General features: G+C 37.5%; 25 protein-coding genes. 4 read left to right on the forward strand and 21 right to left on the reverse strand.

The features are described from left to right. Positions 1–6: 6 nt before the first annotated feature. The 3 genes from dnaG to ACQKOG_RS17695 all read right to left on the reverse strand — a co-directional run bounded on the left by dnaG (position 7) and on the right by ACQKOG_RS17695 (position 3508). Complete coding sequence (gene dnaG / locus ACQKOG_RS17685) at positions 7–1839, reverse strand: DNA primase (RefSeq protein WP_427447678.1); 1833 nt, start codon at positions 1837–1839, stop codon at positions 7–9. Positions 1840–2043: 204 nt separating this feature from the next. After that, positions 2044–2856, reverse strand: coding sequence for a pyruvate, water dikinase regulatory protein (locus ACQKOG_RS17690; RefSeq protein WP_370079391.1), 813 nt, complete (start codon positions 2854–2856; stop codon positions 2044–2046). Between the two features lie 19 nt (positions 2857–2875). Further along, positions 2876–3508 (reverse strand): helix-turn-helix transcriptional regulator, encoded by a 633-nt coding sequence (locus ACQKOG_RS17695; RefSeq protein WP_370079393.1) that lies wholly within the window; start codon positions 3506–3508, stop codon positions 2876–2878. Between the two features lie 453 nt (positions 3509–3961). On the opposite strand from ACQKOG_RS17695, the gene ACQKOG_RS17700 reads away from it, so the two are divergent. Beyond that, the gene (locus tag ACQKOG_RS17700; RefSeq protein ID WP_370079395.1) at positions 3962–5347 is read left to right on the forward strand and encodes a glycine--tRNA ligase; all 1386 of its coding nucleotides are present in this window, start codon (positions 3962–3964) and stop codon (positions 5345–5347) included. A gap of 52 nt (positions 5348–5399) precedes the next feature. Here the strand turns inward: ACQKOG_RS17700 and ACQKOG_RS17705 are convergent, their stop codons facing one another. After that, positions 5400–7145: an HD-GYP domain-containing protein gene (locus tag ACQKOG_RS17705; RefSeq protein WP_370079397.1), complete on the reverse strand. Its 1746-nt coding sequence runs from the start codon at positions 7143–7145 to the stop codon at positions 5400–5402. A 1098-nt stretch (positions 7146–8243) separates the two neighbouring features. Between ACQKOG_RS17705 and ACQKOG_RS17710 the strand changes: the two genes are divergently transcribed. Continuing rightward, positions 8244–9665: an S-layer homology domain-containing protein gene (locus tag ACQKOG_RS17710; RefSeq protein ID WP_370079399.1), complete on the forward strand. Its 1422-nt coding sequence runs from the start codon at positions 8244–8246 to the stop codon at positions 9663–9665. 24 nt (positions 9666–9689) lie between these two features. On the opposite strand, the gene recO is transcribed toward ACQKOG_RS17710, so the two are convergent. From recO to rpsU, 13 genes are all read right to left on the reverse strand, one after another. Beyond that, complete coding sequence (gene recO, locus ACQKOG_RS17715) at positions 9690–10484, reverse strand: DNA repair protein RecO (protein ID WP_370079401.1); 795 nt, start codon at positions 10482–10484, stop codon at positions 9690–9692. Positions 10485–11025: 541 nt separating this feature from the next. Continuing rightward, positions 11026–11943 carry a GTPase Era gene (gene era / locus ACQKOG_RS17720; RefSeq protein ID WP_370079403.1) on the reverse strand — a complete coding sequence of 306 codons (918 nt, stop codon included), beginning with the start codon at positions 11941–11943 and terminating at the stop codon, positions 11026–11028. Then, positions 11930–12343: a cytidine deaminase gene (locus ACQKOG_RS17725; RefSeq protein WP_142509859.1), complete on the reverse strand. Its 414-nt coding sequence runs from the start codon at positions 12341–12343 to the stop codon at positions 11930–11932. Before ACQKOG_RS17725 ends, era begins: the two co-directional genes overlap by 14 nt. 338 nt (positions 12344–12681) lie before the next feature. After that, positions 12682–13032, reverse strand: a complete 351-nt coding sequence (locus ACQKOG_RS17730; protein ID WP_370079405.1) for a diacylglycerol kinase family protein — start codon at positions 13030–13032, stop codon at positions 12682–12684. Then, positions 13033–13506 carry an rRNA maturation RNase YbeY gene (ybeY, locus tag ACQKOG_RS17735; RefSeq protein WP_370079407.1) on the reverse strand — a complete coding sequence of 158 codons (474 nt, stop codon included), beginning with the start codon at positions 13504–13506 and terminating at the stop codon, positions 13033–13035. Positions 13507–13514: 8 nt separating this feature from the next. Then, on the reverse strand, positions 13515–15635 hold the full coding sequence (locus ACQKOG_RS17740; protein WP_370079409.1) for an HD family phosphohydrolase: 2121 nt from the start codon (positions 15633–15635) through the stop codon (positions 13515–13517). 295 nt (positions 15636–15930) lie between these two features. Further along, a complete protein-coding gene (locus tag ACQKOG_RS17745) occupies positions 15931–16887 on the reverse strand; it encodes a PhoH family protein (RefSeq protein WP_370079411.1) in 957 nt (318 codons plus the stop codon). Between the two features lie 2 nt (positions 16888–16889). Further along, positions 16890–18008, reverse strand: a complete 1119-nt coding sequence (locus ACQKOG_RS17750; protein ID WP_427447684.1) for a sporulation protein YqfD — start codon at positions 18006–18008, stop codon at positions 16890–16892. Next, positions 17998–18258, reverse strand: a complete 261-nt coding sequence (locus tag ACQKOG_RS17755; protein ID WP_370079415.1) for a hypothetical protein — start codon at positions 18256–18258, stop codon at positions 17998–18000. The genes ACQKOG_RS17750 and ACQKOG_RS17755 overlap by 11 nt, the downstream gene beginning before the upstream one ends. Positions 18259–18312: 54 nt before the next feature. Then, a complete protein-coding gene (locus ACQKOG_RS17760; RefSeq protein ID WP_427447686.1) occupies positions 18313–18801 on the reverse strand; it encodes a hypothetical protein in 489 nt (162 codons plus the stop codon). Between the two features lie 26 nt (positions 18802–18827). After that, positions 18828–19832, reverse strand: coding sequence for a flotillin-like protein FloA (floA, locus tag ACQKOG_RS17765; RefSeq protein WP_370079419.1), 1005 nt, complete (start codon positions 19830–19832; stop codon positions 18828–18830). A gap of 3 nt (positions 19833–19835) precedes the next feature. After that, positions 19836–21164, reverse strand: a complete 1329-nt coding sequence (locus tag ACQKOG_RS17770; protein WP_402875032.1) for an NfeD family protein — start codon at positions 21162–21164, stop codon at positions 19836–19838. A gap of 310 nt (positions 21165–21474) precedes the next feature. Then, entirely contained in the window at positions 21475–21648 is a 174-nt protein-coding gene (rpsU, locus tag ACQKOG_RS17775) for a 30S ribosomal protein S21 (RefSeq protein ID WP_004227078.1), read from the reverse strand. A 221-nt stretch (positions 21649–21869) separates the two neighbouring features. On the opposite strand from rpsU, the gene ACQKOG_RS17780 reads away from it, so the two are divergent. Together ACQKOG_RS17780 and ACQKOG_RS17785 are read left to right on the forward strand one after the other, a co-directional pair. Continuing rightward, a complete protein-coding gene (locus ACQKOG_RS17780) occupies positions 21870–23207 on the forward strand; it encodes a TrkH family potassium uptake protein (RefSeq protein ID WP_370079423.1) in 1338 nt (445 codons plus the stop codon). Positions 23208–23232: 25 nt separating this feature from the next. After that, complete coding sequence (locus ACQKOG_RS17785; RefSeq protein ID WP_370079425.1) at positions 23233–23889, forward strand: potassium channel family protein; 657 nt, start codon at positions 23233–23235, stop codon at positions 23887–23889. 117 nt (positions 23890–24006) lie between these two features. On the opposite strand, the gene ACQKOG_RS17790 is transcribed toward ACQKOG_RS17785, so the two are convergent. The 4 genes from ACQKOG_RS17790 to ACQKOG_RS17805 form a co-directional block, all read right to left on the reverse strand. Beyond that, positions 24007–24576 carry a manganese catalase family protein gene (locus ACQKOG_RS17790; protein ID WP_370079427.1) on the reverse strand — a complete coding sequence of 190 codons (570 nt, stop codon included), beginning with the start codon at positions 24574–24576 and terminating at the stop codon, positions 24007–24009. 84 nt (positions 24577–24660) lie between these two features. Next, complete coding sequence (locus ACQKOG_RS17795; RefSeq protein ID WP_427447690.1) at positions 24661–24924, reverse strand: spore coat protein CotJB; 264 nt, start codon at positions 24922–24924, stop codon at positions 24661–24663. After that, entirely contained in the window at positions 24917–25144 is a 228-nt protein-coding gene (locus ACQKOG_RS17800; RefSeq protein WP_370079431.1) for a spore coat associated protein CotJA, read from the reverse strand. The genes ACQKOG_RS17795 and ACQKOG_RS17800 overlap by 8 nt, the downstream gene beginning before the upstream one ends. 195 nt (positions 25145–25339) lie before the next feature. After that, the gene (locus tag ACQKOG_RS17805; protein WP_370079433.1) at positions 25340–25825 is read right to left on the reverse strand and encodes a DedA family protein; all 486 of its coding nucleotides are present in this window, start codon (positions 25823–25825) and stop codon (positions 25340–25342) included. Positions 25826–26196 lie beyond the last annotated feature (371 nt).

A 26196-nucleotide genomic window follows, 5' to 3' on the forward strand; every position in this document is an offset into this window, starting at 1 on the left:
ATCGGGTTAAATCGCCGATAACGATTTTCTTAAATGAATAATCTGTTGGGCGATTTCAAGTGCACGCGCATACTCATGCATCTTCTCCGCTTCCTTTGACTCATGCATCTTTTGTTGAATTTCTTGCTCAATTCTATATTTTTGCAGCTGACGTATTGAGTCTGTGACCTCTGCATCTGCTTGGTCGGGATCTCGTTCCGCTAAAGCCGCTTCCATTACAATCTTGCGTAATTCAGGGTCATCTAATATCTCAACAAAACGCTGATAATCAGGATGACCATATTCCTCATAAAACCCCACTAAGCGAACAAAAACTGCCATATAGGCATCTCGTACAAATGGATCTTTTTGCTCACTACGTAATACCCTGTCCACTACATCTATATTATGAAGCATATGAGCCAGTAATAAACGTTCGGCACGTTCAGCTGCGTCCATAGGCTTATGTTGCTGAGTGACCGGCATCGAAGGCGTTTGAACAGGCATTTCTACTTTTGCAGAACGAACCTGACTTGCCTCTAGCTTTCGGAATTGAGCATAAATCGCTTCTTCCGAGATGTTTGTTTCATTCGATAGCTGTCTTATATACAAATCTCGTTCAACTGGTGATGATCTACCTACCAGTTGCTCAAGAACTTCTTGAATATATTGAAGCGTATCATTTTCAAACTGAAAGTTCTTATTTCGTCTAGCATGCATCATCATAAAAGCAATATACGCATGAGGGTTTTCCAAAATTTGTTCTTTAAATGCTTGTCCACCTAAACTTTGAATGTATTCATCGGGATCTAGCTTATCTGGTAACACCGCAATATTGACTTTCATACGTTCCGTTTGAAGTAACTGTGCCGCTCTTTTCGCCGCATCAAACCCAGCATTATCACCGTCATAGCAAATCGTAATCTGCTCTACTAAGCGCTTTAGCTTTGTGATATGCTGATTCGTAAGCGAAGTGCCCATTGTTGCTACAGCATTCGTTACACCCACAGAGGTTGCTGCTAAAACATCCATAAATCCTTCCATCAATACTACTTGACGATTTTTTCTAATCGAGGTTCGTGCTTTATCTAGGTTATATAGCACTTCACTCTTTTGAAAAATTGGTGATTCTGGACTATTTAAATATTTTGCCTCTTCACCAGTTGATGCAAGGATTCGTCCTGAGAACGCTATAATCTTACCGTTCTCATCACGAATGGGAAACATAATACGCCCTCTAAAACGATCAAAATAGCGTTCTTCCCCTTCACGCTTGATTACTAAACCACTTTCCGCGATTTCTTGTAAGTTATAACCTTTTCTTTCAAGCAATATCGTTAATGCATCAAAGCTTGGAAGAGACCATCCAATGCTATTAGATTCTATAAGTTCCCTTGTAAATCCTCTTTCTAGCAAATAATTTAAAGGTTCTTCACCATCTTCAGTATTTAACAGTAAATGATGAAAAAAATCTGCTGCAAAAGCGTGAGCTTCTTTCATCCTTTCTTCCGCTTTAGATACCTTTTTCGTTACTTCAGGTAAACTTGGCCCAATATCTAACTGTATGCCAACACGTTCACCAAGTTTCACGACAGCGTCAGGAAAAGAAATACCTTCTATATCCATAACAAAAGTAATAGCATTACCGCCTGCACCACAACCAAAGCAATGAAAAATTTGTTTGTCTGATGACACAGAAAAAGATGGCGTTTGTTCTCCATGAAATGGACAGAGCCCAAACCAATTGCGCCCACGCTTTGTAAGCTGCATGTATTCGCTTATGACATCAACAATCTCCGATTGTGAGCGAATCTGTTCAATCACTTCTTCAGGAATCTTCCCTGCCACATTCATCACCATCTTTAATTACGTTCTAAAACACAATTCGCTATCCGATTTAAAAATCCTTTATTTCTCGACAAAAAAACAGGATTTTTCTCTTAATAAATATTTTTACCACAATTTTATTATTATAAAACAAAAATTAGTTTTTATCTATACTATTTTCAAAACCGACTCAAAAAAACCGCCTCTTACATGAGGTGGTTTATCATCATTCGTTTCTTATTTACAGTTCGAGATATGCTCAATAATGACGTTCGCTGTTTCTTCAACAGCTTTGTTTGTCACATCAATAACCTTACAACCGATTTTAGCGACAATTTTTTCAAAATGCTGGATTTCTTCTAATATTCGATTATGCTGCGCATAGATAGCATCATCATTCAATCCAAGAGACATTAATCGCTCTTTTCTAATTGAGTTTAATTTATCAGGAGAAATAATTAAACCAATACATTTTTTCGGATCTATTTGTAATAGTTCTTCTGGTGGCTCCACTTCTGGTACTAAAGGTACGTTCGCCACCTTATAGCGTTTATGTGCTAAATATTGTGATAACGGTGTTTTAGAGGTACGTGAAACACCGACTAACACAATATCAGCCTGTAATAGACCACGTGGATCTCTACCATCATCATATTTTACCGCAAATTCAATAGCCTCTATTTTTTTAAAATAATCATCATCTAGCTGGTGCACAATTCCTGGTGCTTCTAATGGGAATTCTTCCACAAATGTTGTCATTGTTTTTAAAGCAGGCCCTAAGATGTCGACAGCATAGACATTTTCTTGCTCACACAGTTCATGTAATAACGATCGCATCTCCTGGCGAACAAGCGTATACACAATAAATGCATTCTGTTTCGCTGCAAGGCATACAATTTTCCGAATGAGCTCCTCTGATTGTATATGAGGAAAACGGCGAATAACCGTGTTTTCCAAACTAGGTCGAAACTGGCTAATAACCGCTTTCGCTACTTGATCACCAGTTTCACCGACTGAATCAGATACAACAAAAACCCGTAGTCTTTTCATGCTGCTCTCCTTCAAATATTTAGACATTCTGTACAAGTGATAAGAAAGCTCGTGTAATCGTCGTTTTTGTAAGACGACCAACGATTTTCAAACCACCTTCTTGTGGCTCTACTACTGGTAGCGAATCAACTTCCCGTTCAATTAGTTTATTCGCAGCAACAACTAAAGAATCTGATCTCTCACAGTACGAAATATTTGGCATACGTGTCATAATTATATGTACAGGAATTTTGTTTAAATCCTGCGTACCAATACTTGTACGTAGTAAATCTTTACGAGAAAGTACCCCTGTCAAAAATTCATTTTTATCTACGACAAAGAGTGTTCCAACATCCTCTGAAAACATGAAGCAAATCGCATCATAAACAGTCATTGTTTCCGGTACAACAACTGGTCCTGAATGAAAATCTTTCACCTTTAAATTGTTAATACTATCCGTCAATGTAACGGATGCTTTTTTACCTGAATAGAAATAGCCAACACGAGGTCTAGCATCTAAAAAGCCCGCCATTGTGAGTATTGCTAAATCTGGTCTTAAAGTTGCTCTTGTCAGATTGAGATGTTCTGCAATATGTTCGCCTGTGATTGGGCCGTTTTCTTTCACAATTTGTAAAATGTTTTCCTGACGTTTATTGAGTTCGATTGGACTCACCGCCTCAAATCTAATAGTGTTATACTTATGCTCAATTATTATATACTATTTTAATAATTATTGCGAAGAAAAGAACTACATGCTACAATATTGACACATACGCTTGCTCTAAATGTATTTTCGAGCGATTTGCGTTATATAGGCGATGACGGGAAAAAAAGTATCTGTTCCACTTTAAAGCGAGTAGAAGATGGTGAAAGTCTACATAGCAACAGAGAAAAGGCACTCCTTGAGCTAACTTTTTGAAAAGAGGTTTTAAACAACGCGTTTAAAACAATCAGGGTGGAACCGCGGGTTTTAGCACTCGTCCCTGGGCATTCATTGTGCCCGGAGACGGGTGCTATTTTTTAATTTAGTCCTACCTAAATTAAAAAATATCTCTAGCGAATTGTATAAATTCGCTTAAACAAAATTAATGTTCACTCTGTGAAAACTTTGAAGGAGGCTATTTTTATGGCAAACAAATCAATGGAAACAATCGTATCTTTAGCGAAGCATCGCGGCTTTGTCTTCCCTGGTTCTGAAATCTACGGAGGCTTAGCAAACACTTGGGATTACGGTCCATTAGGTGTTGAATTAAAAAACAATGTTAAAAAAGCATGGTGGCAAAAGTTTGTCCAAGAATCAGAGCACAATGTTGGGATAGATGCTGCAATTTTAATGAACCCAAAAGCTTGGGTTGCTTCTGGTCACGTTGGCAACTTTAATGACCCAATGATTGATTGTAAGGCATGTAAAGCGCGCCATCGTGCTGACAAAATCATCGAGGACGCTGCGCTAGCAAAAGGCGATGAAATCATTGTCGATGGTATGACATTTGATCAAATGAAAGAAACGATGATTAAGTATGACGTAGTGTGCCCGGATTGTGGTAAAGCTGATTTCACAGATATTCGTCAATTTAATTTAATGTTTAAAACATTCCAAGGTGTAACAGAATCTTCTACTAATGAAATTTATTTACGCCCAGAAACAGCACAAGGTATTTTTGTGAACTTTAAAAACGTACAACGTTCAATGCGTAAACGTACACCATTCGGTATTGCACAAATCGGTAAATCATTCCGTAACGAAATTACACCAGGTAACTTCACTTTCCGTACGCGTGAATTTGAACAAATGGAACTTGAATTTTTCTGTAAGCCTGGCGAGGACCTTGAATGGCACGCATACTGGAAAGAGTTTTGTAAAAATTGGTTGTTAAATTTAGGCATGAAAGAAGATTCTATGCGTCTTCGTGATCACGAGGACGACGAATTATCTCACTACTCAAATGCTACAACTGATATTGAATTTAAATTCCCATTCGGTTGGGGCGAACTATGGGGCGTAGCAGATCGCACGGATTTCGATTTAAAACAGCATATGGAGCATTCTGGTGAAGATTTCACTTACATTGACCCAGTATCAAACGAACGTTATGTTCCATATTGTATCGAGCCTTCTTTAGGTGCAGACCGTGTAACATTAGCATTCCTTTGCGATGCTTATGACGAGGAAGAGCTTGAAGGCGATGATAAGCGTACAGTTTTACGCTTCCACCCTGCTCTAGCACCATTTAAAGCTGCAGTCCTACCACTTTCTAAAAAGCTTTCAGATGAAGCTACTGATGTTTGGGCAGAGCTTCGTAAATCATTCCCAGTTGATTTTGACGAGTCACAATCAATTGGTAAACGTTACCGTCGTCAAGATGAAATTGGTACACCATTCTGTATCACGTATGACTTCGACTCAAAAGAAGATGGTCAAGTTACAGTGCGTCATCGCGATTCAATGTCTCAAGTTCGTATGCCAATTACAGATGTTAAAGCATACATCGAAAAACATCTTCAATTCTAAAATTCATCAGTATATAAAGAGGGAGTCGCATTTTAAGCGACTCCCTCTTATTTTATGTTTTTAACAATGAAAACAAACGCTCTTGCATCTTCTCCTCAAATGAAAACCTTTTCATTTCCATGCCTACTAAGCTAATAAGTAATTCTTCAATATCTACAAGCGAATAAAAAAGGAATGTTCCTTCTCCCATTGGGCGAACTCTCTTATCGACTGTAAGCTCATCTCCAATAAAGTAAGCTATATTTACGTTACAATGTTCCATTAATTGCGTAATGCGCCGTTCATCATCTGGATTAATAAAAAACGGCACAATTTTATCAATATACAAAATACTTTGCACAAGTTTTATGAAGAAATTTTCACGAAGTGAAGTTTCCACAACTAATATAGTTGTTTTCTCATGCTGATAATCCATATACAATACATGTAATTGATCTTCTAATAGTTTCTTTAATATATTAATAGAATTCCTGTATTTTGTCATGTCCGTTTGAATTTCTCTTGTTAATAAACGTAGAATTCGAAAGGCAGGTAAAAATATTTTTAAAATAATTTCTTTAGGATGTAAATGATCTATTAATTTATTAAAATAGACTCTTAAGCTATTTTCGTCACAGCGAATTAATTGTTCTATAAATAAGTTAAAAATTTCTTCAAAGCTGTTAGCACGGTAATCAATCATTTTCGCAATTTTCACACTATAGTTTAAAGGTAAAATCATTGACTTTTGTTCATCCAGCAATTTAACTTTAGGTAACGTTGGGAATAAATCATAGACAAGTTCTACTTGTGCACTTCGATTATCCGATAATTGAACGACTGAGTTGACAGGATAAATCCCTAGGCACTCTACAAATTTATGCATAAATTTCTCGTTATATAAATGTCGATCACGATATAAAACAGCTAATGCATCTGTTGCAGCATATCCCGAATGATATACACGCTTTGATGTCATAGCGGAATAAACATCTATAATTTGCAGTAATTGAACCCCCTCACACATATCATCCTCACAAAGCTGATTTGGATAACCTTTACCGGCAAAACGTTCATGATGATCACGTGCTAAATAGGCAATATCGTCTTCCCCATTTTCTATGAGCAACTCATAACCTTTAGTCGTATGAGTTTTAACAATGTCAAACTCATCTTCTGATAATTTTCGTTTTAAATTTAATATGTCTTGCGGGATAAATACCTTCCCAATATCGTGGAACAAATAGCCCCTTGCTAGCGTTTCAATATCGGTTAAACCTAAATAACGCGCAAAAATTGTACCTAAAACGAAAACATCAAATGAATGAACAAAAGAATACTCATCCCATTCTTTTAATCTCATGAGTAATTCATAGCGATGTTTTTTTTCAAAAATTTGTTCAAAAATACCTCGTACATAAGCAGTATCTTGGGTGCTTTTTAAAATTTGACCATAGCGCAATTCATGCACAACATTCTCTAATGTAGTCATAAAAAGATTTTTTACCGTATCTTTATACTCATCTACCTCATCCTTTTTATCCATCAGAGGTGCAAATACATCCTCGTAATCTCTTGTACGCTGAACACTCAAATCATGAACAATTCGGACTGAATCAGTTGGTAAATATACAGATAGTTCGTCTACTTTTCTAAGTTTAAGTAAGACAATAATCCGCTCCGTTAAAACTAGATCTTTTTTAGCTAATAAACGATAATCAGAAAAAATATCTTCAGCTAAAATATCATTGGCTTCAACTTCATCAATACTTAACGTCACTTTTCTTAGCATATTTTCTGCCACATACGCAATGTCCAAGCATTATGTGACTCCCTCCTTCTTCGATAAGACTGCGTTGTTCATCAATTATGCCTCGGCATAATTGCGTCCGGAGGCTTTAGGGCAACAAATAATTTTTGCGCGAAAGCGTAGTGTCAACGTAGCGGCAGCAACGTGTTTTGTCTGTGCGAAAGCGTAGTGTCAACGTAGCGGCAGCTACAACACGATATTAGTCACTCAGTTGTTGCCACAGGACGCGGCCTTTTTAGACTGAGTTCCTATATTTCAGCGGATGTCTTTTGTACCAAAAGCGTAACGTCAGGTACAGATGTTTGGACCCACGCTGAAAGAAGTTAACATTCATCTATATCATTTACAATATCATAGATTAAAACACCTTTTCAACTATTTTATGGAATTTATATGGATAGTTACTACTATTTTTACGTTAAAAACTATTATAAAATTAGTAATTTATATCCAAAAAAATTCCTTTAGCAACAATTATTAATTTTAAATAAAAAAAGATATAAAGTCCTATACAAAGGACTAAAAAGCGTATATTAGCGTATATTTATAATTTATAGTTAAATTTATCTCATTAAATAATATTTCTGTAAATCATAAAGAATTACTCAATTTGTCCTAATACCATTAGCGAAAATCCAACACTAATAGATAAATATTACCATTCAGAAAAATAACTACTCATTTTTACATTATGGAACATTGAAAATTAATCATTTATATATATTTCACCCAACTTTTATCTCACCACCAAAAGTCGAGATGACATTTGTTAATACATATTTTATTGATTGGTACGATAGATCAGAGACAAATCCCCTATCCCTAAACAGCTCATTGTTCGGCCTTAAAAGCACACCAGTCGAGTCAGAAATACTATTCATTCATGTTGATGAACAAGTATTTTATCCATGTTAATTTTTAACATCATAAAATTCCCTCTATTCTCATCTTCGTCATTTTGATATAAATAAAGTATTGTAGTTAATCCTAAATGTTAAATAACAATAATTTAACAATTCATGGAGATTCCAACCTATTACATTCAGCCCGTTGTAATAGGTAGGTCCTAGCTATAAAATTTTTTTATGTACTTTGGAGGAAATTTATTTGAAGAGCAATCGTTTTTATCACATCGCTATGGCATCAGCACTAGCAACAAGCGCTATTGTCATTGCACCCCCAGCACATGCTGCATCGGGATTCTCTGATGTAAAAAATGTGTCAAGTGAGGAAGGTCAAGCTATTATTAACTTAGCTCAACGCGGCATTATATCAGGCTACCCTGATGGCACATTTAAACCTGAGAATTCAATTACTCGTACACAAGCTGCAAAAATTTTAGCTGGTATTTTAAAGCTTGATACGGTTCATGTGAAAAATCCTAATTTTAAGGATATAAAACCTGGCGATGCAAATTATGGTGCGATTGCTGCTTTAGCAAATGCAGGTATTATTAGCGGAACCAATGGCTATTTCAACCCAACTAAAAATATTACACGTGGACAAATGTCAAAAATGATTGTGAAAGGTTTTAAATTACCAATTACAAACGGCATTAACATTCCTTTCTATGATGTCAATGAAGGCAGTGAATACGAACCATATATAAAAACGCTTTTTGCCAACACCATCACAAAAGGTACAACCCCTACTACCTTTGGACCACAAACTAATGTAAAACGCTCCCAATTAGCACTTTTTGTTGTACGTGCTGAAAAAGCTCAAGGCAACGTCACAGTTTTTGCTAGTCAATTTAAGCAAGACTATATCTATGCTTCTTATGGCGGCATTAAGCCTGCAGAGGATATCTTTACATGGGTTGAAGATGAAGAAGATTATATGACAGAGTCCATTACAATTAAACCGCTAAAAGAAGGCACGGGAAAATTAGTTATTACGGGCTTCAAAGAAGATACTGAAGAATTTTTGGATGTCTTTTACTTAGTAAATGTGAAGAATGTAAACGGGAAGCTACAAACAACACTTCAAAAAGTGAAAGAAGAGGATTATGCAGAAAACTTACCGTTCAATTTAAAGGAAAGTAATTTAAAATTTGTTCCTACTAATGTAAGTATTCAAACTGCAGATGGTCAAGCCTTATCTCCTGAATTATATAATTTTAAATCAACGAATAACTCTGCTACACTTTCTATCTTTAAAAATGGGCAGTATATGCTTACTTTCACTAACGGTACTCAACAACAAACAATGGCTGCTATTGTCGATACATATGATTTCGTGCGTAGTATTGATTTGTATCAAGTTACAGATGAGTTAACGATTTCAAGTAGCTATCTATCGTTTGAACCAACACATGTTGCCTTAGAAAAATTTAATTCTGAGCCAGCAACTGTGAAAGCTACAATAAAGGATAAGCAAGTAAATGTTACACCATTAGCAGAAGGTACATCTATTTTACATATTACAGGTAAAAATGGTGAAACTGCTTATCTATATATTGACTTTCTAAAAATCGCTAATAAATGGGCTGTTTCTTACGGTTTCATGGATGATTCAGAAGATTATTAATGTAAAAATGCCAGAAGATCAATATTAATGATCTTCTGGCGTTTTTTCTTGATCAGCACTCGTTCTTAGCTGAAATTCAGGCGTTCTTTCAAGCTGTTCGATAAATTTTTTAGTCTTAAAACGAATTCCTGTTTGTTCCTCGTAAATTGTTGTAATTATTTTTTTAATAAAATATTTTGTTTCCTTTTTTAATTCTAATTTCCCAATCTGGTCAATCGGTACAGTATAGAACATTCGGATAAGCTTAAGCTGAGTCGGTGTTAATCGAATGATATAAGGATCATGATGATAACAACGATGACACAAAAAACCTCCCTGGACAAAAGAAAATGCAAATTCTCCGTCTACTGCACCACAAGCAGCACAAGCATGTAAAATAGGCTGCACGCCAGTATAGGGCAGCATTTTCCATTCAACGAACAATGTAATAGCCTCCGGGTCGTAACCTTCCTCAATTGCTTGTAATGCTTGAAGGAGCACATCAAATGCAAGTGGCTCAGGTTTTCCCTCTTCTACTACACGCTCAACAAGTTCCATTATATAACTTGCATAGGCCGTTGCCATTATATCCTCACGAATATGACGCATTGAATTTAGATGCTCTCCTTGTTGCAATGTCCCCATACCGGTATGATGCTGTACCATAAACATGCCATACGTAAAAGGCTGTGTCACAGATGCTAACCTACTGGAAGGCTTCTTCGCTCCCCGAGCCATCGTTGCAACCTTTCCTGCTTCTCTCGTTAGTAATGTTACAATTTTATTTGATTCTCCATAGGCACGTACCTTTAGGACAATCCCTTCCCATTTATGAAGCATCGATTCCCCTCCTTTTCAACCTTTGCAATCAATTATGCCTCGGCATAATTGCCGCTGTCGCGCAGATAAACAATGCGTCCGGAATCGGCTTTGTGCTTTGGCCTGCGTGAGGGCCGACACGATGTCGGTCATTTCGGTAATGCCACAGGACGTGGCGTTTTTACCGATGCAGGTCAGTTAGCCGTTATCGCATGGATGCGATGATTTTAGGCTAACCCCTTTATTAACTCCTTTCCGATTCCGTGACATCCGCCGGAGGCTTTCACTTCTATCAGCGGGTGTCCAAATAGAAGTGAAAATAGAGCTGTCCAATAAATTATTGGACAGCTCCATTTAAAACTACAGCGACAGATAGGAATGTTGTAAAGTTGTTTTGTGTTTACAGCATATCTCATCAATTATGCCTCGGCATAATTCCGTGACATCTGCCAGAGGCTTTAGGCCAATATGATGTTGGTCACTCAGACGTTGCCACGGGACGTGACGTTCTTAGACTGAGTTCCTCTATTTCAGCTGATGTTAGTACAGCCGCTGAAATAAGTTAATATTCATCATCACGGAAACCGAAGTCACGTAAATGTGTTGATTTATTTCGCCAATCCTTTTGTACCTTAACCCAAAGCTCTAAATACACTTTTGAACCAAGAAGCATTTCAATATCTTTTCTTGCACGTATCCCTACTTCTTTTAGTAGCGCTCCACGTTTACCAATGACGATCCCTTTTTGAGAATCCCTTTCCACAATAATCGTTGCTGCTACACGAATTTTATCTTCGTTTTCCTCATCACGGCGAATTTTATCAATAACAACAGCAATGGAATGAGGTATTTCTTCACGCGTTAAATGTAACACTTTTTCACGAATTAACTCTGAAATAATAAAACGCTCAGGATGATCTGTTACTTGATCTGCTGGGTAATATTGTGGCCCCTCTGGTAAATATTTCGTTAATGTAGTTAATAAATTTTCTACATTATTCCCTTGTAACGCTGAAATCGGAACTATTTCCGCAAAGTCATAACGCTCTTTGTAGCTTTCAATAATCCCTATTAATTCATCAGGATGAATTTGATCGATTTTATTAATCACTAGGAAGACAGGCGTTGGATTACCCGCCAGCATTTCAAGGATGAATTCGTCACCCTTTCCAAGTTTCTGCTCTGCATTTACCATGAACATAATAACATCCACTTCACGCAAAGTATTTTTAGAAACCTTTAGCATAAAATCCCCTAGCTTATGTTTCGGCTTGTGGATTCCTGGTGTATCTATAAAAATCATTTGGCTATCATTTGTTGTTAGTACACCTTGTACTTTATTTCGTGTTGTTTGTGGTTTATCACTCATAATCGCAATTTTTTGACCAATGACACGGTTTAAAAATGTTGATTTTCCTACATTTGGTCGCCCGATTATGGAGATAAAACCTGACTTATAGCCATTGTTATTTTCCAGCATTCTCTAAATCCTCCGTTGTAAATGCAAACGGTAGTAATTCGCCTACAGACGTTACCGTGACATCACCTTTTAAGTTTGTTAAATATACAGGCATAGATGGTTTGCAAAATTCCATCATCACTTGACGACAAGCTCCGCATGGCGCACATGGTCCATCCGTATCAGCTACAATAGCGATCGCCTCAAAATCATAAATACCTTCTGACACGGCTTTGAAAAATGCTGTACGTTCAGCACAATTGGTCATACTATAGCCAGCATTTTCAATGTTGCAGCCATGAATAACCTCTCCATTTTTCGTTAAAATCGCCGCGCCAACTTTAAATTTTGAATAAGGTACATAAGCCTTTTCACGCGCTTTTTTTGATTCTTCTAGTAATGCATGCATATCAATTGTCATTAATGTTCTCCTCTACATAAAATAAAAAATAGCTCATCACCATAACGTGGGTTGATTTCCGTTCCGGCTGGGCGCTTTCCTGGGCGCGTCCGATGAGCCGCTTCGCTTGCGCTCCATGGTCTCGGGCCAACACGATGTTGGTCACGAAGGCGTTATCACAGGATGTGATGCTTTTAGCCTTCGTTCCTCTATTGCTGATCCCCAAGGAGTCGCCCAGCCTCCACTACAATCAACTTATAGCATGGATTAACAAATGTCCTCACTTAACTTTTGGTGACGAACCTAATAATCATAATTCTCCAGCACAATAGCTACTACTTCATGACCGAGTAATATTTTTAAAACCATTTCGGTATAAATATGAGTAATCCGATTATAGCACTGAATATCGCAAATACAAGTACTGCGCCTGCTGCAAGATCTTTTGCCTGCTTAGCAAGTGGATGGATAGTAGGTGAAGCTAAATCTACTACTCGTTCAATTGCAGTATTAATCATTTCAAGTGCAAACATTAGTGCTATTAATAGCAACACAATATACCATTCCATACGTGATAACTCCGTAAAATAGCCAGCAATCAAAACTATTCCCGCACTTAGCAAGTGGGATATAAAATTTTGCTCAGCACAGGCTGTAAGAATACCTTTAAAGGCATACCCAAAAGAGCGTACGAATTTGCGAACATTCATTTATTCTCGTCCTAAGCCGAAAGATTGTAAAATCTCATCCTGCTTACCGAACATCACCTTTTCATCTTCCGGCACCATATGATCATAACCAAGTAGATGTAAGAAACCGTGAACCGCTAAAAAGCCTAATTCTCGTTCAAATGTATGCCCATATTCCTCAGCTTGTTCTTTTGTACGATCCGTTGAAATAATAATATCTCCTAACACACGGGGCATCCCTTCAAATGTTACTTCTATTTCTCCCTCACCTAACTCCTCAAGGGCAAACGAGATAACATCTGTCGGCTGATCCTTGTCACGATATTCTCGGTTTATTTCTTGAATCGCTTCATTTGTAACAAACGTCACTGACACTTCTGTTTCCGGTTCAATATTCTCTACTTTCGCTGCATGCTGTAAAAGCTTTTCAACAAGCTCCATATGCTCAGCAGCCACTTCATTTGTTTCATCTGTAAAATCAATTGTTAAAATCATAGATCCTCCTACTTATCTGCCTTTGGATATTCAATTCGTGAGTGGAAAATTCCATTCAACGTTTCACAAAGTACTCGCTCTATACATTTTAACTCTTTTATTGAAATATCGCATTCATCAAATTGATTGTCTTGTACTCGATCATCTATAATCGCTCGTACCAACTTTTTAATTTTCTCTGCATTCGGTTCCTTCATCGATCGAACCGCTGCCTCAACACTATCTGCAACACTAATAACTGCCGCTTCCTTCGTTTGTGGCTTCGGACCTGGATATCTGTACTTTGTATCATCTAAACATTTTCCTTCTTCCTTCGCTTTAAAGTAGAAGAACTTTAACAGACTAGATCCGTGATGCTGCAAGGCAATATCGATAATTTCCTGTGGCATCTTATAACGTTTTAGCATTTCAGCTCCATCAGTTGTATGTGCGATGATAATTTCCGCGCTTTTTTCTGGAGGCAATGAATCATGTGGGTTAACACCAGACATTTGATTCTCGATGAAAAAGGCAGGACGCTTCGTTTTGCCAATATCATGATAATAGCATCCTACACGAGCCAGTAATCCATCCGCTCCAATTTCCTCACATGCCGCCTCCGCTAAGTTCGCCACCATTACACTATGATGATATGTTCCTGGAGCCTCCATTAGTAATTTTTTCAGCAACGGATGATTTGGGTTCGATAATTCAATTAAACGTAGCGACGACAATAAACTAAACGCTGATTCAAAGAATGGTAAAAGACCCATTGTAAGAGCACCTGATAATAGAGCCGATATCAACGCCGCTATAAAGTAATACACCAACTCTGACAAACCGTAAGTAGATTGTGTCATCAGTAAATAAAATGCGATAAATGACATATTTACTAGCCCGATAACACCTACAGCATGTAAAATATGCGAACGCTTTTCCATACTCCCCAAAAAGAATAAGCTCGCAAAGCCTCCAAAAATTATATACAGTGTAATTTCCATCTGCATAACAGATGAATAACCCTCCTGAAAAATAACACCCGCAGATGCCGCTGTCATAACCGTAATAAGTACCGCAGCACGGTCATCCACTAATAGCCGTACAAGCATTGTTGCCAAAGCTGTTGGGAAAAGGAAGGCAACCGTAACATCGAAGCCACTAGAAACTAGGCTTATAAATTTCATCAGCAAGATGGATAAACCATAAACAATTACTGTCACCAACAACGCATTACGTTTCTTGTGCTCATCTGTATCCAAACGTTCAAATAAAACAAACATGAACGTCATTTCCAAAAGTATTAAAATAATCAGCCCTGCAATCGGTTTCATCGATGCTTTATTACTCACCATACCTAGAAGTTCTAATTGACGAAACGCCTCATTATCAATAATTTGACCTTCCTGTACGATGATTTGACCTTGAAGAATTCGAGTTGGTTCAACCGATTCCTTCGCTTGATCCTTTCGAATTTTCGTTTGTTCTTCATTTATCGTCTCATTTTCGATAATACTAGTACGTCCAATTAAAACTACCGTATTAAATATTTTATCCGGATATCCTCGTTGTCCACGAATTTTTGTCTCAAAATCATTTTGACCCGCAAACACATTTTCTGATCGAATAGATTTTTGCAAATATTCCTGCACAGATTTTGATAGTTGCGTACTTGTTCTTTTTAAATCTGCTTCACTTTGTACTAACAAACCCTCTAGCTGTGAATCAGTAAAGATAATTGGCATTTGCTCTGAATCAATGGATTCAAACTTTTTGCGCAGCTTCGCCACTTGGTCGGCAATCGGAATAGGTTCTTTGCTACTCTCAACATCCGCCTTTACGTCGAGAACATAGTCAAATAAAGACGTTACAATCGCAGCTCGCTGCTTAGCAACATCCGCAGAAAATTGATAGACTGGCTCAACCGCATTCGCTGCTTTTTCTCGTTCCTGTTGTGTTTTATAAGTATCTTCTATCGTTTTAGTAGATCGTACTGTTTCAGGCGCTAGTTGTAATGGTTTAAAATCATATGTAACACCTTTAACATTGCCATACATAAAAGTAAATTGTAGGGCTCCTGTTAAGATGAGAACGACAATTAAAAAGTAGCGGAAGCCAATAAGTTCTGTAAATTTTTTTAATTGTTTCTCCATCCGGCACCTCCTCTATCTATCTACTATCATACCAATTCAAAAAACATTTTTCCCGAAAAATGTATAAGAAAGCAAAAAAACAGCTATACAAATTGTATAGCTGTCACAAATTTTTCCATTTTCCAAGTATTTTCACGTTTGTTAATTTTTATACCCGTCGCATTTACTCTAACTCTGTTGCACCTGTCGTTCCGTTTCACTCCACTTTCGGTGCAGACTTTTTAAAACCGTTGCACCTGTCGTTCCGTTTCACTCCACTTTCGGTGCAGACTTTAGAATTACGCATAGCGCAATTCTAAAGTTGCTGTTCTTCGTAGGCTTTGATGATTTTTGCTACGATTGGGTGGCGTACTACATCGCCTTGTTCTAAAATTTGGAAATGTATTGATTTTACATACTTTAGTGTGCGTTCTGCTACGATTAACCCAGATTCCGTATTTTTCGGTAGGTCCATTTGTGTTTTGTCGCCTGTAATGACCATTTTTGAGCCAAAGCCTAGACGCGTTAAAAACATCTTCATTTGCTGATGTGTCGTATTTTGAGCTTCATCTAAAATAACAAAGGCGTCGTCTAATGTACGGCCACGCATATACGCTAAAGGTGCAATTTCAATTGTTCCTCGTTCAATAAGTCTTTGAGTTTGTTCTGTCCCGTAAATATCGTTTAAAGCGTCATAAAGAGGTCGTAAATAAGGATCTACCTTTTCCTTCAAATCCCCCGGAAGAAAGCCTAGAGACTCTCCTGCCTCTACTGCAGGGCGTGTTAAAATAATACGCTTAACGTGCCCATTTTTTAGCGCCTGCGTTGCCATGACTACCGCTAAATACGTTTTCCCAGTACCAGCTGGACCGATACCAAAAACAACGTCTTTATGACGGATTGCTTGTATGTATTCTCGTTGACCGATTGTTTTTGCACGAATAGGCTTTCCTTTCGTCGTGCGTGCAATTTCTTCATCATAAAGTTCTGCAAAATATTCAATCGTTCCTTTTTGTGTCATTTCAATAGCAGTTGCAACATCACGCTGATCAATATTAATTCCTTTACGAATGACCTTTAGAAGAGCATGTAAAAGGAATGTCGCTTGTTCCTTTGCATCCTCTTCACCAGCAAGCTGAATTTGTTCACCACGTGTAATAATGTGGACTTGTAGTGCCTCTTCGATTAACTTCATATTTGCATCGGAAATTCCGAGTAGCATAACCGCTTCGTTTGGATTATCCACTTGTAATACAGTTAAATGTTCTGACATAATCATTCTCCTTGTGGGCCTTGTATTGGACTGGCAATGTTTTCATTGACTAAAAATAGAACTTTCCCTTCAACTGTACCATCCCCCCACTTTACCTGTAAAAGGTTTTCTTTTTTTATAACCGTTTTAGCAGGTAATGAACGTATTACCTTTTCATGAAGTAATGGTATGAGCAATGAATCTATTTTGGATTCATCAAGCTCTACTTGCACTTTTTTAGTGTTCTGCTCTTCAACAATTGAAACATACGGATCGAGCCAGCTTGGTAAATCTTTCTTTTGTACATAGTCAACTTTTTCTTTTTCTTGATGAATGCCTTTCACTAATACACGCCACTGCTTCTGTTGTAGCGTTTCCATCGTTAGCTTTTTCGGAATTTTAAATGAACATTCGAGCCAATAATCAGCGTAGACCTCTCCCTTTGCCCCAACAAAGACTTGATCTTCACCACTTTCAATTACACCACTTACGAGAACATCACCTTCGTAAGCAGTATCGTTGACTGAAATTTTACGTTCACCATTTTGAATATTAAAGTGGGTAATAACACCACCTTTTGTTGCCACTAAATGCGTCGCTAGTTTCTCATTCGTTTGTTTAGTTTGTTTCGGGGATTCCTGAGGTCGTAAAGTTATACGTCCACCATGCTTTTCAATATGCACCCAAGAAAGATCTCGATGCCCTTCTAATAGCTTCTGTCGAATGACAGCATCTGAGGGTAAGTCTTTTTTAGAAATGGGTGTTTCTAGTTGAAATGTATCTTGAAAGGTCTTTCCTAGACGTGCCTCTAACTCTGGCGTTGCCGCTTTAATATCAATACGCCAAATAACCTGTGCACATAGCAATGGTATTAATATCATCAACGCTAGGCCAAGCAAAGTCCAAAGCTGCGCTCGTAAAACTTGAAGCTCATCTGAATAATAGACAGCCATTTTAAGTCGGTAACGTCTACGTACACGGCGTATCTTTGGTAGATAATGCATCGTTGTTTCAAAAGCAACCTCTTGCTCACGAAAGACAATCCGCTTTAATGGCACATGTTGTGCATGCAATGCTTGAATAAAAGGATGAACATTTTCATGGCGCTTTATACGTATGATAATTGGCCGATTATTCCACATTATCGCTCACACCCATATCCTTTGTCATTTTCAGATGAAGCTCCTGCAAATCCTCTACAGAAAGATGAAGCATTTCTTCTTTAAGAGCATTAATTTCCACCGATTTCCCACGCACAGTAATATGATAGTCTGCATAAATAAAAGAGCATGATGAAGCATCAGCATGTAGAAAACGATATGGGCCAATGATTTTTAATGTTTCATATTGTAATAATTCAAGTAGTGGCGTTAATTGAAATAGTTTTCTCATAAAAAATGCCTCCTTCTTCGGCAATATATGCATCGAAAAAGGAGGACATGCTAGTTATTTTCTTTTTGCTTTTGGAGGACCTAAAACTTCTGCCATTACAACAGCCTGCATTAATGATTTTTTTGATTTTGGCAATTGAAAAGCAGATTGAGATTCAGCTACTCCCACAACTTTTTTCTCAGCTGCCAAACGAGCGATACTTTCTCTATTCGTAGTACGACTTACTTTCTCAGTCGGGATTAACGGTGGAGCTGCATAGCTTGGAACTTCCTTACTCACTGTTTCTTCGACAAATTTTTTCGGCTCTTCCACTTTAGATTGCTCATTTTTCCAATCACCTAAAAATTCACGTGCAAAATCTTCAAAGCTCTGTGATTTAGAAGCAGGACGTTGCTCTGAAGACATCTCTGCTTTTTCTGTAATAGGAGGATCAACATGAGAATCCTTATTAAAAGGAGGCATTGGTTTTTGTTCTTTCTTCTTTGCTTTACCGAAAATAGAGCTGACTATGGCAATTATCACAAATATAATTAATTGTTCCATTTATTAGTACTGCTCCTTTCAGTTTTTTATTCGTTAGGTCCATTTGTTTCTGATTTATCTGAGCTTACTTTAGAAATGGAGTCTCTCATAGCTGTATCTGCTTGAATGTTGCGGTAATTCATATAGTCCATAATACCAAGATTACCCGAACGTAAAGCTTCTGCCATTGCCTGTGGTACTTCAGCTTCTGCTTCTACTACTTTTGCCTTCATCTCTTGTACGCGTGCAATCATTTCTTGCTCGTTCGCTACAGCCATTGCACGACGTTCTTCAGCTTTCGCTTGGGCAATGTTTTTATCAGCTTGTGCTTGTTCAATTTGTAATTCAGCACCAATGTTTTTGCCGATATCAACGTCCGCAATATCGATTGATAAGATTTCAAATGCTGTTCCAGAATCTAAGCCTTTTGCTAATACAGTTTGAGAAATCATATCAGGATTTTCAAGAACTGTCGTATGACTAGAGGCGCTACCAATTGTAGAAACGATCCCCTCACCTACACGGGCAATAACCGTTTCTTCACCAGCACCACCGACTAAACGTTCAATGTTTGCGCGCACTGTAATACGTGCCTTCGCTTTTACTTCGATCCCGTTCATAGCAACACCCGCAATAAATGGTGTTTCAATAACTTTCGGGTTAACAGACATTTGTACAGCTTCTAATACATCACGACCCGCTAAATCAATTGCCGCACAACGTTCAAATGTTAACTCGATATTTGCACGATGAGCTGCGATTAACGCATTGACAACTCGGTCTACATTACCACCAGCTAAATAGTGGCTTTCTAGTTGATTAATCGTCACAGGCAAACCTGCTTTATGCGCTTTAATTAATGGGTTCACAATTCGTGACGGGATTACACGACGTAATCGCATACCGATTAAAGTGAAAATACTAACGCGGACACCTGCAGCAAGAGCAGAAATCCACAGCGCCACTGGTACAAAGGTAAAGAATACCGCGACAACAATAAATAATATGACTAGCCCTGCAATTGGACCTATTAAAGCTAAATCAATTCCCATTTGCTATTCCTCCATCTCTTCTTCTGTTCGTCTCACAACAATACGTGAGCCCTCTACTTTAATAACTTCTACATGTTTCCCAGCATCAACATAGCCACCTTCCGATACTACGTCAATGCGTTCACTACCAAATAGCATTGTACCTGCCGGACGAAGTGGCGTAACCGTTGTACCTACTTTTCCGAGCAGCTCTGTGCGATTCACGTTAGATACATAGCCCTCTTCCGTTGTTGTCGCATCCATCAAGACTAGCTTGTTTAAAACATGCATTTTTTTACCAAAAAATTTCATCAGGATCACCATCCCTATTATCGCTACAACAAGCGCAATGAAAATCGCTATAATCATTTGCATCATGTTTGCACCTGCCAGTATTAGACTTAGTAATATTAGCACACCGCCGAAAATACCAACAATACCTCCCGGGACAAAAAATTCCGCTACAACAAGCGCTAAGCCTACAATAAATAAAAGTAATGCTTCATAACCTGCCAAGCCTGCCACCATATGACCGAAGAAAAATAATCCAAGTGCTGACAATCCCATTATACCTGGAACACCAAAACCTGGCGAATATAGCTCAACTACAAGTCCCAAACTTGCAATCGACAATAAAATCGGAACTATAATCGGATTCGTAATAAAACGAGCAAGTTTTTCAGCAAAAGTAGGTTCAATTGGAACGATATCACTACCATTTAATTGCGTTTTTTCTAAAAGATCTTGGAAATTCGAAACCGTCCCATTAGAATATTTAACTTTTTTTGCCTCCGAGGCAGATAAAGTTAATAATTTCCCTTTTCCTGCTCGAAATTCTGGTAAATCAACAGATACATCAGCCATTGCTCGTGCATAGATTGGATTGCGACCTTTCGATTCTGCAGCTGCTTCCATTTGAGCAACCCATGCACTATGAGCCTTTAAGTCTGCTGCATTTCCTGCTGAATCAATAACTGCAGCCGCCCCGATCGTTCCACTTGGCACCATATAGATTTCATCCGCATGTAAGGCTAAAAAGGCACCTGCTGAATGCGCATCTTTGTTAATATACGCAATTTTACGTATATCCGTTGCATCCATTAGCATAGCAATATCACCAGCTGCATTCACGAAACCGCCCGGCGTATGGATGTCTAAAATAATCGCCTCTGCATAGTTTTCTTCCGCCTCTTTAAAAGCTCGTTCTAAAAATGCGTGAAGTCCTCGCTCTACTTCATCATGAATAGGTATGTGGTAGACCTTACTACTTGCAAAAGCAGATGTTAATGGAAACGCTAACAAAAATGTCATCCAAATAACTAATAAATAACTGAGGATTCTTCGTCTCCGCATCTTTTTCCCTCCCTTCTAACATGCTTCTCTCCTGTATATACGACTGACTAACTAAAAAGTTTCATAAATCCTAATAATTTTATTATACCGTGAATTTTTAATTTATATTTATACAATCAGTATATAACATAAAAGCCGAATGAATCTCAGGGATCACATTCGGCTTCTTCAATATGTACGTAATTTGAGAGCTTAAAGTAAAATACCTGAAATTAACCGACATGCGATTAATTCCAGGTATATCTTTGTCTGCTCAGTGAATCATACAATTGCGTGTTATGAACGTAGGGATTTTTAATGGGAAATTAAATTACCACTTACGTTTACGTGCAGCTTCTGATTTCTTTTTACGTTTTACGCTAGGTTTTTCGTAGAACTCGCGCTTTCTAACTTCTTGAATTGTACCACTTTTTGATACAGTACGTTTGAAGCGGCGAAGAGCATCTTCAAGCGATTCGTTTTTGCGAACGACAGTTTTTGACATCTCTCTTTCCCTCCCTCCGAACACACGTCAATACACAAATAGGCAAATAACCATTTGCTGTGTACTAAAGAATTATAACGTATTGTCTAAAAATGGTCAATAGAAAGTGTACGAATTAATCTGATGAATTTTTGGTTTTTTTACCTTAAGAATTTTCAGCTTGCTTTTGGACACCATAAACATACAAAGTTTTAAATTAAAGGTTCAATGGGGAGATAAAAATGAAAACATTTAAAAATAAATTAAATCCTCCAAAAATACTTGTGCTAGGCTTTGCCGTCATCATTTCAATCGGAACATTTTTGTTAATGCTCCCCATTGCAACGGTCGATGATAAAGGTCTTTCATTTTTAAATGCTTTATTTACTGCTACCTCAGCTACGTGTGTAACAGGACTGGTTGTTGTAGATACCGGTGATACATTTTCGATATTTGGAGAATTAGTTATTCTTTTTCTTATCCAAATTGGCGGGCTGGGCTTTATGACGTTCGCGACGTTTTTATTTTTGCTATTAGGAAAAAAGATTTCTTTAAAAGAAAGGCTTTTGTTAAAGGAGGCATTTAATAACGTTACAATTGCTGGTCTAGTTAAATTAGTTAAACGGATACTGTTATTTACAGCACTGATTGAATTTATAGGTGGCTTCATTTTATCTATTCGTTTTTCATTCGATATGCCTGTAGGTAAAGCCTTTTATTTCGGATTTTTCCATGCGATATCGAATTTTAATAATGCTGGATTTGATTTAATGGGTGGCTATAAGAGCTTAACAGAATACGTAGACGATCCTTTCGTCGTAATTACTATTTGTGCACTTATTTTGATTGGAGGCTTAGGGTTTATTGTTATAAATGAACTATATGAATACCGCGGAACGAAACGACTTTCAGTGCACACAAAAATTGTATTAACAACAACGCTTATTTTAACAGTCGGCTCAACGATTTTAATTTTCTTATTTGAATACGGTAATAGTAAAACCCTTGGGCAACTATCTGAATGGGGCAAAATTCTTGGTTCATTATACCAAGCAGTTACACCTAGAACTGCTGGCTCTAATACCCTTCCTATTGGTGATTTAACACATTCAACTTTATTTTTAATCATTTGGCTAATGTTCATCGGAGGCGGTTCTGGTTCAACTGCTGGAGGTATTAAAATAACGACCTTCGCTGTTTTAGTTGCTACGATGTGGTCTCAATTAAAAGGGCAAGAAGATGTTGTGCTTTTTAGACGTAGAATTATTCATGAAACGATTTTAAAAGCTTTAACAGTCACAATGTGTGGGATGATGATTGTCGTACTTGTTACCATTGTCTTAAGTATTATTGAACAACGTCATAGTTTTATGATGTATTTATTTGAGGCTACTTCTGCATTTGGAACAGCTGGACTTTCAATGGGGCTAACTCCCGAGCTATCAACTGGTGGCCGCCTTCTTATCATATTAACTATGTTTATCGGAAGATTAGGCCCTTTAACAATTGCTTTTGCTATTACAAATCGACGAAAAAAAGAGGCTTTCCGTCATCCAAAAGGAAATATAATGATCGGGTAACCATGATAAAGGAGCGATGAGTACAATGTCTATCAAACAATATGCTGTTATAGGTCTTGGACGGTTTGGAGTAAGCGTAGCACGCAAGTTGTATGAAGCTGGACATGAAGTTTTAGGAATCGATATTAACGAGGAAAGAGTCGAAGATGCCGAACAATATGTTACGCATGCAGTAGTTGCTGATACGACAGAAGAAAAAGCTCTTAACTCCATTGGGATAAGAAATTTCGATTGTGTCATTGTTGCTATAGGTATTGATATGCAATCAAGTATTTTAACGGTCTCCTTATTAAAGGAGCTAGGTATCAAAAAAATAATTGCAAAGGCTCTCGGAAAAAGACATGGACAAGTTTTAGATAAGGTGGGTGCTGAGTGGGTTATTTACCCTGAGAGAGATATGGGGGAACGTGTAGCCAATCAGCTACTTTCACCGAATATGCTAAATTACATTGAATTGTCAAAGGAATACAGTATAGAGGAAATTATGATTCCTTCTAAAATGGCTGGTCATAATCTACGGGATTTAGACATTCGAGCTAAATATAATGTCAGTGTTATTGCCATAGTTCGAGACGGTAATATTACCATTTTACCCTCTCCTGATGAGACTATTAAGGAAAAAGATATATTAGTGATGATTGGGCATAGAAAGGATCTCACTGTATTTTCAAATATTGAATAGAAAAAGGGATCAAAAGAGGCTGCGTCAAAAGGTTTCCCTTGAAACAGCCTGTTATATTTTATCAATTTTGCTTCGGCATAATTGCGCTGACGCTACAGAAAACAATGGCTGAAAAAATTAAAAGACTTTCTTGCTATCCATATCGTCTTTTAAAATCTCTACCGCCTCTCTGAAACGTAGAGAATGGACGATTTCTCGTTCGCGTAAAAATTTTAAGCTATCATTCAAATCTGTGTCATCTGATAAATCAATAATCCATTGATATGTCGCTCGTGCCTTTTCTTCAGCTGCAATATCCTCATACAAATCAGCAATCGGATCCCCTTTGGCCTGAATATAAGTTGCCGTAAACGGTGCTCCAGCTGCATTCTGATAAAATAATGCCCTGTCATGATTGGCATAATGTTCTCCAAGACCTGCCTCTTTAAGCATCTCTGGGGTGGCATCCTTCGTAAGTTTATAAACCATCGTGGCAATCATTTCCAAGTGAGAAAATTCTTCTGTAGCTATATCTGTCAACAAACCCACTACTTTATCAGGAATAGTATAGCGCTGATTCATATATCGAAGTGCCGCTGCTAATTCTCCATCTGCACCACCATACTGCTCAATTAAATACTTAGCTAGCATTGGGTTACATGTACTCACCCTTACTGGATACTGGAGCTTCTTTTCGTAATACCACAAAAAAATTCCTCCTAGTTACTTATAATCAATTATGCCAGGCATAATTGCATCCGGAATCCTACCAAAACATATTTGCTGATAAAGTTAAACTTGCCATGGCCAAGGTGTATCTACCCAATTAAAAGGATAATTTGAATAACTTCTCCCCAAATTCATAAGCGGACCAAATTTTTGCTCAAATGCAACCTTAAGTCGCATGCTTATTTCAGTGTTTTCGTTAAATTGCTGAATAGCATCATAATCGTGAGGATGAGTATCTAAATAAAGATTTAATTCCACTATTACAAAATCAATGGCTTGTATTTCTTCAAGTAGCTTATAAAATTCTGGTGGCATCTCTTTACTCATTCTTCATCCCTCCTTCTTGCGGATTTGGATAGGGGCTAAATAATTGAGGCCATAATGTGCCGGATTTGAGAGCTTCTTGAGGGGTTTGATATTGTGGTAGCCCAGGCGGTTGAAAACTCATATACAATTGGGGCGGTGTAGAAAAACTTTTAACCCTTATAGGTGGACATGGATCGAATGGGCTAATAAAAGGCTTCCAATATTTATATTGAGTGAACATTGTATCCTCCCTTCTGTATTCAATTACATCAGTGGAGTATATGAGGTAGATGAAATTTTTATTCAGAGTGGTGTTATAATCCGGAGGAAGTCACATTACCAAACGAGATTGGTAATCCTTCGCGTACCAAGAACACAAAAGTAGCTCGCATTTCGAAAAACGCGAGCTGTATTTTGTACATATTATTATGCATTTTTATAAAGTTACACCAAGAAAATATCCTATAGAAATAAAAATAATTACCCATGTCAAAGCTCCAAAACAAGCGAAAGCAAGATAAGTCCTAAACTTCATCTGGGTTATTCCAGACATGTAACTTGTTACATGTCTAATACCTGGAACATAATATCCTATAATTATTGTCCATGGTCCAAAACGATGAAACCATCGTTCAACTTTAATGAACCGTTTATCATTGAGACCAATCCATTTTCCATATTTTAATATTATAGGTTTCCCTAATTTATTACCAATTAAATAGCTAATGATCATACCAGTAGATGAGCCAAGAAAACTTAAAAGTATACTCAATAGATAGTTTAAATGCCCCTCTTGACACATAAATCCCACAAACGTCATCAAGATTTCATCGGGAACGGGTAAACCAATTATCCCTAAAGATAAAAGTAAAAATATAGCAAGATATCCATATTGACTTATAAAACTGCTTATGAATTCCACGGATAGTTTCTCCTTTTTTAATACAATTCGTTACTTTTATCAAATATCATATATTACCCCATTTTTGCTAATTAAACAGCGGAATGATTAATCAATTATACCTCGGCATAATTGCAGATGTTAGTACACCCGCTGAAAAAGTAACTTAATTCCGCATCATCTCACCACCTATAGAGGTGGGAGACTTTTGTAGCTGAGTCTTCGCTTTCGCTACCAAAACATTTATTGAAGGAAGTTAAAAAAATGAGAGGTCATTCAGATTAAAATATAATAGTTAACGAATGATTGACCTGTTAATTTTACGATATTTTATGTGATCGATGTTACTAAGTTATGTAAGAAGTCGGTTCGTACCTATACAATGTTCTTAT

This window comes from Lysinibacillus sp. NPDC093216, assembly GCF_050280325.1.
Classification (GTDB): Bacteria; Bacillota; Bacilli; order Bacillales_A; family Planococcaceae; genus Lysinibacillus.

Coding starts and splice junctions, on each gene's coding strand:
- ACQKOG_RS17750 (WP_427447684.1), bottom strand. CDS start 18,008: ATGTGGAATAATCGGCCAATTATCATACGTATAAAGCGCCATGAAAAT.
- rpsU (WP_004227078.1), bottom strand. CDS start 21,648: ATGTCAAAAACTGTCGTTCGCAAAAACGAATCGCTTGAAGATGCTCTT.
- ACQKOG_RS17730 (WP_370079405.1), bottom strand. CDS start 13,032: ATGAATGTTCGCAAATTCGTACGCTCTTTTGGGTATGCCTTTAAAGGT.
- ACQKOG_RS17755 (WP_370079415.1), bottom strand. CDS start 18,258: ATGAGAAAACTATTTCAATTAACGCCACTACTTGAATTATTACAATAT.
- ybeY (WP_370079407.1), bottom strand. CDS start 13,506: ATGATTTTAACAATTGATTTTACAGATGAAACAAATGAAGTGGCTGCT.
- recO (WP_370079401.1), bottom strand. CDS start 10,484: ATGCTTCATAAATGGGAAGGGATTGTCCTAAAGGTACGTGCCTATGGA.
- ACQKOG_RS17740 (WP_370079409.1), bottom strand. CDS start 15,635: ATGGAGAAACAATTAAAAAAATTTACAGAACTTATTGGCTTCCGCTAC.
- ACQKOG_RS17725 (WP_142509859.1), bottom strand. CDS start 12,343: ATGACAATTGATATGCATGCATTACTAGAAGAATCAAAAAAAGCGCGT.
- ACQKOG_RS17770 (WP_402875032.1), bottom strand. CDS start 21,164: ATGCGGAGACGAAGAATCCTCAGTTATTTATTAGTTATTTGGATGACA.
- ACQKOG_RS17760 (WP_427447686.1), bottom strand. CDS start 18,801: ATGGAACAATTAATTATATTTGTGATAATTGCCATAGTCAGCTCTATT.
- ACQKOG_RS17785 (WP_370079425.1), top strand. CDS start 23,233: ATGTCTATCAAACAATATGCTGTTATAGGTCTTGGACGGTTTGGAGTA.
- ACQKOG_RS17780 (WP_370079423.1), top strand. CDS start 21,870: ATGAAAACATTTAAAAATAAATTAAATCCTCCAAAAATACTTGTGCTA.
- dnaG (WP_427447678.1), bottom strand. CDS start 1,839: ATGGTGATGAATGTGGCAGGGAAGATTCCTGAAGAAGTGATTGAACAG.
- ACQKOG_RS17800 (WP_370079431.1), bottom strand. CDS start 25,144: ATGTTCACTCAATATAAATATTGGAAGCCTTTTATTAGCCCATTCGAT.
- floA (WP_370079419.1), bottom strand. CDS start 19,832: ATGGGAATTGATTTAGCTTTAATAGGTCCAATTGCAGGGCTAGTCATA.
- ACQKOG_RS17690 (WP_370079391.1), bottom strand. CDS start 2,856: ATGAAAAGACTACGGGTTTTTGTTGTATCTGATTCAGTCGGTGAAACT.
- ACQKOG_RS17795 (WP_427447690.1), bottom strand. CDS start 24,924: ATGAGTAAAGAGATGCCACCAGAATTTTATAAGCTACTTGAAGAAATA.
- ACQKOG_RS17745 (WP_370079411.1), bottom strand. CDS start 16,887: ATGTCAGAACATTTAACTGTATTACAAGTGGATAATCCAAACGAAGCG.
- era (WP_370079403.1), bottom strand. CDS start 11,943: ATGCTGGAAAATAACAATGGCTATAAGTCAGGTTTTATCTCCATAATC.
- ACQKOG_RS17700 (WP_370079395.1), top strand. CDS start 3,962: ATGGCAAACAAATCAATGGAAACAATCGTATCTTTAGCGAAGCATCGC.